The organism is Cellvibrio sp. GW822-FHT04B05, assembly GCF_058800985.1.
In genome coordinates, this window is the sequence record NZ_JBXAMU010000006.1 from 162,261 (window position 1) to 173,838 (window position 11,578).

Genomic DNA, 11,578 nt, shown 5'->3' on the forward strand with positions numbered 1-11,578 from the left:
CGCTCGCCTTGCCGGTCATTAATCGGCAAGCACTTATCGCAATAGTCGCGCCAGATTTATAAAATTGAGGAATTTTTCCAAATAAAAAATAAGTTATTGATTTAGCAGATATTTTTATTGCTGATCTAACCAACCGTCTTTAGCAAAAAAAATGTAAACCACAAATCTGGTTAAAATCAAACAGGGTATTTTATGGATTGCTGTTAAATAAGCAGATGTGATGAATTTATGTAAGTAAATACAATAATAATTGTGATGAAGAAGAAATATATTTTCCACCCTATAAAACGCTTAAAGTTGCCTTCAATTCAAACATCTGACTCAGGTGCTTGATAAGGGTTATTTCCATTTATGCCTCTAATTATGGTTGTTGCATAACGCCGCCAGCATGCGTGACTTTGTAGTGAAGGCGAAGCCGTGACTGACATTGTTAAGGTTTTTTTGATATATACCAATATTTGCTTCCTACCCATATTGCCGGAGCCAATAAAATACCGGAAAAATATATTTCTGGTTGCAAGCCCGCCAATAAAAACCCCGCACAAACAAAAGTACCTAAAAATGTTCCGTATTTTATAAACCTATTATAAGTGCGAACTGGATTTCTTAATTTTACATAAAAACCATAGATTAAAGATGCAGTGCCAAATATAGCAACAGACAGAAGAAAAAGAACGAATATATATTCTATGAAATCTTCAAATGACTTGAATACTTTAAATGTATTTTCAAGCAGCCCCACTGCTCCAAGCCATACTAATGGTTGAAACAAAATGGCTGGAATTACGCCAAAAACCAAATCAGTTATTAAATCAAATTTTCGATTCATAGATTCTATTCATAACGTCGTGCTCAACGGCAGTAAGCTGTGGTTTTTGGGTTATTTTTGCGCAGCAAAACCACAAAGGTGCGACTTATAAACCGTCCAGAACACGAAGTGTGTGAACTTGGCACGATTTGTTATGACAATTTTGGTTTACGTCTATTCTTTAACGCCTCAAGAAGAAGCACCGTTTACGGCGTCCCACTTGCTTGACTTGTTAGTCCACGACAGGGCTCCCTATAAAGGTTAAGACCCAACTGTATTAGCTGCTCTCCTGTAGCATTATCATAATTTTCGATACCGTTAATTGGAGCGGGTGTATTATTTTTTAAAATTGCACTCGTTTCCGTGGGACACGCTGTCCAAGAAACTGAGTTCAAAAACGAGTATGTAATGTCTTTCTCTGGTGTGAAAATATGCTTAGTGGTGCATTCATAGTAATTAATAGGATTGATTAAACCAAACACGAGAAATATCGGTGCACCTGATTTAACCTTTACGAGTGCTGGATTACCATACTTTGACTTACTAGATATTTTAAGATCACCTACATACCCAAACTTAGACTTCCCTTCTTCTTTAGATTCACACAATTCATAAATAATCGCCGTATGAGGATAAGGCTCTAGACCAAAACCATCGGTTTTTTTTGCTGTCTCCAGCTGCAGATAGGCTACATTTCCTTCCACAGGCTGCTGATAATCGATTTTAGCGCCAGAGAAAGAAACTATATTTCCGGTACTTGCACAGCCAACCAATCCGATTTTAATTAAAATAACTATAAAAAATCTCATTTCCTCTCCATTTTTCGGGCAGCCCTAGCACCAAGCACAACGGCAGTTTGTAAGTAGTGCTTGGAATACTTTTGCGTAACAAAACCACTGTCCAGCGCACGCAGTGCGCGATGTTGGAGCACTTTGTTATGAATAATGTAACTTCACTTGGTATACTCAGTTCTTAACTTTTTCAAATATATAGAATTATATACAAAAAGGATTGCCCAATAAGCCACACAAAGTACGCCAAATAAAAACAGAAATTTTTGGTTTTTATTAATAAGTGAATAACCGATAAATAAGATACCCATGAGCAATAGAAACAAATTGCTTAGAATTGAAGTCTTTGGAGATTGCGAATAGGCTTTTTTGCTGTTTTCAATAAGCGAGTTGATAAACTCAACTTGCTGCTCATGTTCATTTTTACAAGCAAGCCCATTTCCTGTATCTGCGGCACAATCAGCACACAACCCTTTGTAACAATGCTTGCATTGGCCTACGGAATCAATATTTTGATGTTTAAAACATTTCATCGAAATTCCCCTTATAACGTTGTGTTCAACCGCAGTTTGTAAGTAGCGCATTACGATAAACTTTGCGTAGCAACTCGCTAAATGCGCAACTTACAAGCTGTCGAGCGCACGAAGTGTGCGATGCTGGAGCGCATTGTTATATTCTTGTTAATTCCAGTATTTTTTGTGTAACAATGATTCGCTCTAAATAATTTAAAGAGCTCAGATGAAACTGTACCCAATAGTTAAATAATAGATACTCTCTGCATTCTGAGGTGCGCTTTTGTATACTTTCTTTGGAGCACCATTCGGGATATATATTTAACGACACGCCAACAATTTTGCAGTCTGTATATTCATGACAAGCATATTCCGGATATCTGGAGTTAATCGAATTTATCAAATCAAGATAAGGAATTCCGATGTTTATGTCTCGCTGCTTTAGCATTATTTTCAATGCTTTTTCTACGTCTATAGGCCATTCAGTTTCAACTTTATAAAGTTGAAAAATTCTTTCTTGGTAATTTTTTAAAATGCAGGTTTTTTCATTGCATGCATTTCTCGTTTTTAACCATTGAAGTTGAGCTTCTTTCAGGTGCTCTCTTTCTTTTACAACTTTTAATAAAATTCCATACTTTAATGCAAGCTCTTCATCCAGCTTTGATATGTCATTTTCCTGACATACTATTTTTTCAACTTCTGTCCTTGCTTTGGTGCAGTCATAACTAGCACCATGGGAATAGATTGAAAAAGCAGAGACCATCAAAACTATAATTATTTTTAGCATATACTCCATGTCCTGATTAGAAAATATAACGCCGAGTTCAGCGGCAGTTTTTAAGTTATGGTTTTATGGAACACTTTGCACAGCAAACCATAAAACTGCGACTTAAAAACTGTCCAGTGCAGCGAAGCGGAACGGTGCTGCAACGACTTGTTAGCCTTATAACACTGAACGATTTTTATTAACCCATTTTTGAACCGATGGGCGTAGCCATTGCTTTTTTTGCATAATGCACTAAATTTTCTGGAACAACGTCACCATTGAGAATTAAACGATGCAATATTAAAGATAACTCAACGTCAACGATGGACCAAGAACCAAAAAGGTATTCGTGCTTATTATGCAAAAAACTATTTGCAACAAAAAGTAATTCCTTTACGGCCTCCTGAGCAATAACAGATAAAGGGGCTTCAGACGGCTTGTAGTAGATAACTTCCGTTGTTTGTGGATTACTTTTGCGCAGCAAAACCACAAAACTGCGACTTACAAACTGTGCAGCGCATGAAGTGCGCGTGTTGCTACGCTTTGTTATGTGCTTTCATGCCTGTATTCAAAGAGACCTTTTGAAATTCCAGGATTCCAGCCCTGGGAAATAGCATTACAAATACTTTTCTCAACCATTTTCGGAGTTACGCTACCAGACTTTGAATTTAGAGCTGCGTCCGGGCGCGAAAATGGAAAAGTAATTTTTAATATTGAACCCTTAAACTCCACCGACTCAACAACTGCTGTAATTTCTCCACCCAAATAGTCCTGCGAATATGTGGGGCTTGACCTTATAAGCCAAGAATACTCATGTCCGTCCACAATAATTTTTCTACTTCCTTTACTTGGAATGCTCATTTCTATATTCACATAACGCCGCGATAAACGGTGGTTTTTAAGTTGCACTTTTGCCATAAAATTAAGCGAAGCGGAATGGCAAAAATGCAACTTAAAAACCATCCGGTTGATTGCTTTGTTAGCCATTTAAAGATTGCTTAATATAAACTCTTTAAGTGTTATGCCACTTGAGTCAAATTCAGTGAGAAAAACCACTTTGCTTCCTTGCTTATAGGCGTCGTTTATAGGCCCTTTCTTTTTATCAAGTGTAATTACTACTGAATGGATTGCCCTTGCAGCAACAGATATATCAGCTTCATTCTTGTAAAGTTTGGTAGAGGCCTTCTTTACTGCACCTAATTTTGTTTTTTGCTGTTCCATAAAAGCTACTTCTTCAGTACTAGCCCACCGCCCAACATCAAAGCCTCCAACTCTTTGCTCTTCCTCTGAATGGTTTGGGTTGAAAAAGCCGAAGTAACGATGTGGTTCGACAACACATTTATTTATGGTGTCATCGATAAATTTTTTGAGATCGGCTTTTTCGTTAGGTATTGGCGGTATTTCAAACTCTGCCTCTCTTGTCATGCACAAACAGAATTCACTACTAGGAAGTTCGACACTCAAGTCTATTTTTCTAAAAAATAGAAAGTCCCAAACATTGTTGTCAATATACACGCTAGTTTTCATTCTTTGCTCATCCTAAGGCTAACGCCCCGCACAGGGGCAGACAAATAAGCGGCGCGTTTTGGCTGTCCCAGCGACCAACGGGAGCGATTGCTGCGGTTTGTTATGTGATATTTTTTAGCTCTGTCCTAACACTACGAACGAACTCTTTTCTTCTTTCGGGTAATCTTTCAGAATTTTCTGTTGCTTCTTTATTCAGCTTTAATACCGAATCGACAAGTTTTTTTGATGCCTCATAGGTGTCTTCATTTGCCAATATTTCAATCCTTGCTAGATGGTTTGACAGTGCATGAATGATATCAAAATCGATTGCTTTGTTTTGAATCGTTTTTGTTGCAGATTCATTTATGGCACATAGAAAATCAGTATAAATGGATTTTCTCTCGTTAATTGTATCAGAATTAATTTTTCCAGAAATTTCAATTTTTTTAATTTTGGCACTTGATAAATAAGTAATTAACCCACCAGATATTACACCAAGCAATGCCGAAAACGCTGTAATCAGCGGTGTATAGTCAGAAAAATTACACTCCATTTTTGATTCCTGTAGTTTTCACTAACGCTGCCAGCACGTGCGGCTTTGTAGTGAAGGCGAAGCCGCAACGGAAAAGCCGTCGCCGTGCCTGGCCTTTTTAGGCATTTTGATAAAAATTTTCAAGCCACTCTAACGCTTGCCTGTGATTGTATATGTCAGAATCATAAACTGCGTAGCAGTTACCCTCGCCAGCAATGTACTTTCCTATAAAATCCAATCTTCCCGAGAAGCCGAGCTCTTTTAATTTCCGGCAAAGCTCCTTGCCTGCATATTCATAAGCCACCCGCGAATATGGCAGAGAAGCATCAGCTGTTATTCCGCACTTCTTAATAAGCCCCAAAGCTTCAGAAGCAGCGTCATACCCGAGCGATCTAACCGATTCTAAAATTTCGACTAACACTACCTCGTCGATATATGCCATAAGCTCGAACCTTAGCGACTTTAACCTAACGCCGTGTACAACGGCAGTTTTTAAGTTGTGGTTTTATGAAATACTTTTGCGCAGCAAAACCATAAAACCGCGACTTAAAAACTGTCCAGCCACGCAGTGGCGAAGCTGGAACGATTTGTTAGGCATACTTTTCAATGCAACTTTTATTACTTAAGCTTTGCGTGAACAAATATAGATGAATGGGTATTAATAATTTCTTCCTTTCCAAGAGAGTTGATTTTAATTAATGGAAAATTGAAGTCAGTGACCGTTCTATTTGGGTATGTGGTTATGCATGGATTTCCATCCTGATCTTCTCCGTCCAGCATTTCTATGTCGTAAGATTTTCCTATAGTAAACATGGGTTCTCCTGGGTTTTAGTTGATTTTTGATATTCAGTTCGCACCTAATCAAGGCAACCACTCGGATAAGCTATGCCCCTGGCAGGGTTTTAAAAAATTAACTTCAAAATTAGCTATTTTGTTGCCTAAAACGTTATTAGGCGAAAGTATTACCCGCCATACCTTTCTGTATGCTGAGCAGACATTCCACATTTTTTACATGTAGCTGATATTAAGCTTGGCTCAGTTTTGCCGCCGCCTTCTGACCATTGCGAATTGAAATTTTCAAAATTTTTCCCTGTTTGCCAATGTGAGCCGCCATAATTCGATCCTTTATCTAATATTTTTACGCTTTCTGATATTTGGCAGTCGCCACATGTCAAAGAATGAATTGTACTGTCTATTGTTCCCATGTAGTTTCCCCTAGCTTGCCTAACGCCGTGCTCAACGGCAGTTTGTAAGTTGTGGCTTTGTGGATTATTTTTGCGCAGCAAAACCACAAAGCTGCGACTTACAAACTGTCCAGCGCACGAAGTGCGCGAGTTGGAGCACTTTGTTAGGCCTTTGTTTTCTTTTTTAAGGATTCAGAGATTAATGAATAAATAAGTGGTTTCTTACTTTTTGAGTCATAAAGCTCAAAATTGTCTAAAATTCCTTCAACGCCAAGTTGCGACTCAATAGCTAACTTTAAAATACCCATTGATATTTTTGCTTGGCCATTACCTTCAAGAACTTTTCTAGCTATAGATGGACCAGAAACACCACATGGTGCCGACAAAGGGCCATTACTCTCAGCCAAATTAATAAGATCACATCCTACCCGAGCCACTACAATTACTTCGGTTTCCGTATTGTTCATGTAATTTCTCTGATATGCCTGAACTTGGTAAGCCTAACGCCGAGCTAAGCGGCAGTTTTTAAGTTGCGGTTTTGTGGAATACTTTTGCGCAGCAAAACCACAAAACTACGACTTAAAAACTGTCCAGCACACGAAGTGTGCGAGCTTGGCGCGGTTTGTTAAATTAGAAGTCAATAGAAACCGAAATCTTTGCAATGTAGCCTTCGACATCTTTTCTGGTTGTATAATCCTCAACTTGAAGTGACGGAGGTAAAGCCGCACCTTCAACTACACCAGGAGAAAGCACAAGTCGATCTCTATGCACGGTATAGCCAAGGCCAAAATTTAAAGATTTTCTATTTTGAAAGTCCTTATCTCCTTTCCAGTAACCAAACAGAACTCCGGCGGCAAGACCATTTATTCCATTATCAATATCGTACAAACCTATAAACGGAGAAAGAACAATCCCATTGCTATGAGTCCAAATAGTTTGACCATTTGTGTCTTTGTAGCCTTTTCTTTTCGCTGAAATCGAGAAATCGTAATGAACCTCAAGCCCCACTGCGGTTCCGAATTTTGAACCAGAAGCAATAACAGTTCCATCTCCTCTTACCCTAACATCTTTACTATCACTTAGAATCTTTTCTTTATAGTTGATTAAATAAAATGCAGGGCCGAATCCGAAATTACTAAGCTCTGAAACCCCTGCATCTTGAGCGTCAGCTAAAGTTTGTACTTCCCCATAAGCCATAGATTGAAACGCCCACAAAATTAAAAATAATAGTTTTTTCATAAAATCTCCTTTCTATAAGATAATTTAACGCCGTTATAAGCGGTGGTTTTTAAGTTGTGATTTTGTGGAAACCTTTTGCGTAGCAAAACCACAAAAGCGCGACTTAAAAACTGTCCAGCCACGAAGTGGCGATGCTTGAGCGACTTGTTATAAATGATTTTCTTTAGCTAAATAGTTGGTTTCTAATGTTGTGAGTACGCACACTTAAAAGCCTCTACTCCGCGCCACCTTGGGACTGGCTTTACTTGCTATAGATTGTCAGGTGTTTCATAAATATTTTCGAAGCCATCAAAATCAGCTTTTTTTGCCATTTTAATTTGAAATTCAATATCGTCGTCTATATCTAAAGGCTTGACTTCGTATTCAAGATAGCACCTAAAAAGCTTCGATTCTTCATCCCAACTCACCCGCTTAATAACGCCAAAACCAATGCCGCTATTCAATATTTCCAAGCCTGGAAATGGGGCAAAAGGAATTTTTGTATCCCGATAACCTGTAGTGAAATTCTTACGATATTCACCGTATATGGTAAGAATATAAACAACATCAAATTCCATGTTTGCACCTACTAAAATTTATAACAGTTTATTAGACGGCCACAGCCGTATATCACTCCGCCGGTTATCACTTTTAGATGAATTACATAAAGCGGAATATTTCTTTAGAAATCATTTAGTTAATTTAGAATTTGTGATTATCAGAGTTATTGAATTCGGCTTCAGCCGTATATCAACAATTGCTGATCAGGCTATACAGTACTCTACTCTATTGTTTTATATGGTTTTGCCCTTATTTACCTGAGCGCGTTCATTTGATATACGGCGAAAGCCGGTTATCTATGGTAGCTATTAAAGACTATTGATGAGATTCGCGCCAGCAGGAATTACAGCGCATTACATTGAGGAAGGGATAAAAAGGATAGGGATCATCGAGAGGGTAAAAAAACGGGCCGCGATGCGGCCCGTTTTTTAGTAATGCAGGCTAATTGATCAGCTCGCATATTTAATCGAGCAACCATATGGAGCAGTACTTGGGTTTGGTACTTTTTTACCGGCAGCCAAGGCTTCCAATGCTTCTTTCACGTAAGGAGTTGCTTTAGGGATATCGGCAGCTTTGCTGGATTTAATACTGTCGATTCCGCCTTTATAAACCAGGGTACCTTCCGGATTAATAATGAACAGGTGCGGGCTGGTTTGTGCGTTATAGAGTTTGCCGATAGTACCTTCTTCATCAAGGATAGTATTGGTTGGAGTTGAACCGCGTTTTTCATTCAGCTTGAGGGCTGTGGTACCGTCTACGTTACCTTGCTTGCCCGGTGCCGAAGAAATTACCTGCAACCATACTACGCCATCAGCAACAGCCGCTTTTTGCAATGCAGGAATATTTCCGCTTTGATCGTAATGTTTAACCACGTAAGGGCAATCGTGGTTGGTCCATTCCAGCACCACCGTCTTTCCTTTGAAATCGGAAAGGTTAATAGTAGTACCGTCAGCCGCTTTACCGGAAAAAGCAGGTGCCGCTTTATCAATAATTGGCTCGGCCATAGCCTGTGAAGATACCAACGCAAATGCGAGACTGGCTGCTGCAATTTTTAAGAATGACATAATGACTCCTATCAATGGTAATGACTAAAGTTAAAGGTTAGCGTTACGAAAAAAATGGTTTTTAATAGTCGGTTACTCCTTTAGAAAATTAATGGGACGATGTATTGGTTACCGCCGAGATAACAATGTCCGGCGTAAGGATTTGGGGTAACTCCGCAGGCTCACCTGCTTTTCCCGTTGGATAAAACACGTACAAAGGAACACCACTGCGATTGAATTTTTTCAGGAAGTTGGTGATTTCCACATCGCGATTGGTCCAATCCCCTTTTAGATAGGTAATGCCGTTATCATTAAACGTTGCTTTTACTCCGGCATCACTCAAGGCCACGCGTTCATTCACCAAACAACTGATACACCAGGAGGCAGTGAAGTTGAGGAAAACGGGCTTCCCCTCATGTAACAATTCCGCCAAACGCACTTCACTGAATGGCTCCCAATTTTTTTCTGCTGATTTTCCAGCGTTTACTGCTGCATCCGCTGTTGCAAGCCCAGCAGCTGCGACACTGGAATTAACGCCAACATAGCCGGTAAACAATGAGAGCAAGACCAATGCCAAGGCCGAACAGGTGCCCAAACGCCTGACGTGATTGGACGATACCAAGGTGCTGTCATACAGCCATGCGGCCAGCGCGATTAACAACATGCCGCCGAGCGCAATCACAATCGAATTTATACCTGCCTGTTGCGCCAACACCCACACCAACCAGATAGCGGCCGCATACATCGGAAACGCCAGGAACTGTTTTGCGCGCTCCATCCACACGCCGGGGCGCGGTAACCAGCGCTGCAAGCGCGGCCAACTGGTGAGCAGTAAATAAGGTAACGCCAGCCCCAAACCCAGGCTTAGGAAAATCGCGAGTAATTTCACTGCAGGTTGCGCCAATGCATAACCCAATGCAGCAGCCATAAAGGGAGCCGTGCAGGGTGTTGCAACGATAGTGGCTAATACACCGGTAAAAAAACTGCCGCTATAACCGGCCTTTTCCGTGAGCGACGAACCTATTCCTGCGACTGAACCTCCCACAAAAAATACACCGGACAAACTTAACCCCACCGCAAACATCAGATAGGCCATAGCCAATACAAAGAGTGGCGATTGGAATTGGAAGCCCCAACCGATTTGCGATCCGCCCGCCTTTAATAAAAGGAGTAACAGGGCGAGAACGGCAAAGCTCGCCAATACACCCAAGGTATAGACAAGCCCTTGCAGACGAATTTCAGTTGCACTTTGATTGGCATGACTGACCAGTGATAAAGCCTTGATTGACAGCACAGGGAAAACACATGGCATCAGGTTCAAGATAACCCCGCCAATTAACGCCAGCAGCACTGCAGTAAAAAATCCGATGCTCGGATTAGCATTTGCAACAGCGGGTTGAACTTGCGTTTTGACTTCAAATCCACGCGCGATGGTTTGATCGCCTGATTGCTCGGTGACAACCAGAACCCCGGTCAAATCATCACCTTGTTTAAGCGGTGCTTCACCGGTGTTAATCGTTAACTCGATACCCCCACTAACCGGCTTGCGCAGTTGTTCGCCGCTCTGCTGTATGCGACCCCAATCGTAGGGATAAAACCAAAGATCTTTTACTTGCGCGAGCTGGGCTTCTGTTAGCGCGATATGAAGTGTTAATTCCCCCTGCCCTGTTTCCGCATTAAGCGCGCCCTGGCTCGCACGGATATCCCACGGGCTTGCAACAGGCAAGCGTGCGAGAGCTTCATCAATGCGCGGATCACCCGCGCCAGCAGGTTCACCTGCTGCAACAACCGGTAGTGCGAGTGCAAGCTCTACTTGTTGCGGAATACATTCTTCTTCACACACCAACCAATCAACCAGTGCCTGCGCTTTGAATTGCTCACCCGGAATAGCATTGGCAGGGACGGCAACCTTGGTTAACAGGGTGACATCATTTTCGTAGGCGTAATTGGTAATGGGCCCCATAGAAAAGCGGCTTGGTGAGGGCCAGATAATCTCGCTGGCAGTTGCACCTTCCGGTAGCGTCCACTCGATGGTAGTGGCGTTGCCTGAATCGCCGGGGTTGAGCCAGTAGGTATGCCAGTGGGGAATAATCTTTTGATTAACGCCGAGATAAATTTCAGCACCGGGATAAACACTGGTCACTGACGCGATGAGCTGCGCCTGCACCTGCGGCGTTTCAGCGCGATCTGAGAGGGTTTGCGCAAAGCTTGGTAAAGCTACTATTCCTGCCACAGCCAAGCCCACGATTAACGAGCTAAAGAGTGGAGCAATATTTAAATGCGCTTTAAATTTACTCAACAAACCTGTCATTCATCACCAGAATAATATTATTAATGAATCAATACCGATCAAGTCAGCACCGCTAGCAAATCAGGGCATTGGGTTACGACCCGTAACATAACGCGAAAGTTTCTCAGTTACGGAGAATTTACCTTTCTTTAATGCAGCTACAACCATGCTACAAACCCATACTAAAGATGGGGAATATAGAATCGCGAATCTCATGCACTACGCACTCGCCCAGCAAATACCTTTCCACATCACTGCAACCCTGCATTACCAAGATGGCCAATTAAAATTTGTTTCTATTTAAACAATCCAAAAATTGGCGTTGCTTTTAAAACAGCAGCAAAATCTGACTAAAAAGCTTATTTTT

15 protein-coding genes are annotated in these 11,578 nt (G+C 41.1%); all 15 read right to left on the bottom strand.

Annotation, left to right across the window (positions count from 1 at the left end; genetic code table 11):
* Positions 1–430: 430 nt before the first annotated feature.
* Positions 431–829 (bottom strand): hypothetical protein, encoded by a 399-nt coding sequence (locus AC1RJL_RS18750; protein WP_492916868.1) that lies wholly within the window; start codon positions 827–829, stop codon positions 431–433.
* Positions 830–1,014: 185 nt separating this feature from the next.
* Positions 1,015–1,617, bottom strand: a complete 603-nt coding sequence (locus AC1RJL_RS18755; protein WP_492916870.1) for a hypothetical protein — start codon at positions 1,615–1,617, stop codon at positions 1,015–1,017.
* A 143-nt stretch (positions 1,618–1,760) separates the two neighbouring features.
* Positions 1,761–2,132, bottom strand: a complete 372-nt coding sequence (locus AC1RJL_RS18760; protein WP_492916872.1) for a hypothetical protein — start codon at positions 2,130–2,132, stop codon at positions 1,761–1,763.
* 136 nt (positions 2,133–2,268) lie between these two features.
* Complete coding sequence (locus tag AC1RJL_RS18765) at positions 2,269–2,898, bottom strand: lysozyme inhibitor LprI family protein (protein ID WP_492916874.1); 630 nt, start codon at positions 2,896–2,898, stop codon at positions 2,269–2,271.
* A gap of 178 nt (positions 2,899–3,076) precedes the next feature.
* Entirely contained in the window at positions 3,077–3,427 is a 351-nt protein-coding gene (locus AC1RJL_RS18770; RefSeq protein WP_492916975.1) for a hypothetical protein, read from the bottom strand.
* Positions 3,424–3,864 (bottom strand): hypothetical protein, encoded by a 441-nt coding sequence (locus AC1RJL_RS18775; protein ID WP_492916876.1) that lies wholly within the window; start codon positions 3,862–3,864, stop codon positions 3,424–3,426. Before AC1RJL_RS18775 ends, AC1RJL_RS18770 begins: the two co-directional genes overlap by 4 nt.
* Complete coding sequence (locus AC1RJL_RS18780) at positions 3,865–4,404, bottom strand: hypothetical protein (RefSeq protein ID WP_492916878.1); 540 nt, start codon at positions 4,402–4,404, stop codon at positions 3,865–3,867.
* A 100-nt stretch (positions 4,405–4,504) separates the two neighbouring features.
* Positions 4,505–4,936 carry a hypothetical protein gene (locus AC1RJL_RS18785; protein ID WP_492916880.1) on the bottom strand — a complete coding sequence of 144 codons (432 nt, stop codon included), beginning with the start codon at positions 4,934–4,936 and terminating at the stop codon, positions 4,505–4,507.
* A 97-nt stretch (positions 4,937–5,033) separates the two neighbouring features.
* A complete protein-coding gene (locus AC1RJL_RS18790; protein WP_492916882.1) occupies positions 5,034–5,357 on the bottom strand; it encodes a hypothetical protein in 324 nt (107 codons plus the stop codon).
* Positions 5,358–5,877: 520 nt separating this feature from the next.
* Positions 5,878–6,120 (bottom strand): hypothetical protein, encoded by a 243-nt coding sequence (locus AC1RJL_RS18795; RefSeq protein WP_492916884.1) that lies wholly within the window; start codon positions 6,118–6,120, stop codon positions 5,878–5,880.
* A gap of 143 nt (positions 6,121–6,263) precedes the next feature.
* Positions 6,264–6,566 carry a hypothetical protein gene (locus AC1RJL_RS18800; RefSeq protein ID WP_492916886.1) on the bottom strand — a complete coding sequence of 101 codons (303 nt, stop codon included), beginning with the start codon at positions 6,564–6,566 and terminating at the stop codon, positions 6,264–6,266.
* 163 nt (positions 6,567–6,729) lie between these two features.
* Positions 6,730–7,338, bottom strand: a complete 609-nt coding sequence (locus AC1RJL_RS18805) for a hypothetical protein (RefSeq protein ID WP_492916888.1) — start codon at positions 7,336–7,338, stop codon at positions 6,730–6,732.
* Between the two features lie 248 nt (positions 7,339–7,586).
* Complete coding sequence (locus AC1RJL_RS18810) at positions 7,587–7,895, bottom strand: hypothetical protein (RefSeq protein WP_492916890.1); 309 nt, start codon at positions 7,893–7,895, stop codon at positions 7,587–7,589.
* A gap of 432 nt (positions 7,896–8,327) precedes the next feature.
* Positions 8,328–8,942, bottom strand: a complete 615-nt coding sequence (locus AC1RJL_RS18815; RefSeq protein ID WP_492916892.1) for a redoxin domain-containing protein — start codon at positions 8,940–8,942, stop codon at positions 8,328–8,330.
* Positions 8,943–9,030: 88 nt separating this feature from the next.
* Positions 9,031–11,232, bottom strand: coding sequence for a protein-disulfide reductase DsbD family protein (locus AC1RJL_RS18820; RefSeq protein WP_492916894.1), 2,202 nt, complete (start codon positions 11,230–11,232; stop codon positions 9,031–9,033).
* Between the last annotated feature and the right edge of the window lie 346 nt (positions 11,233–11,578).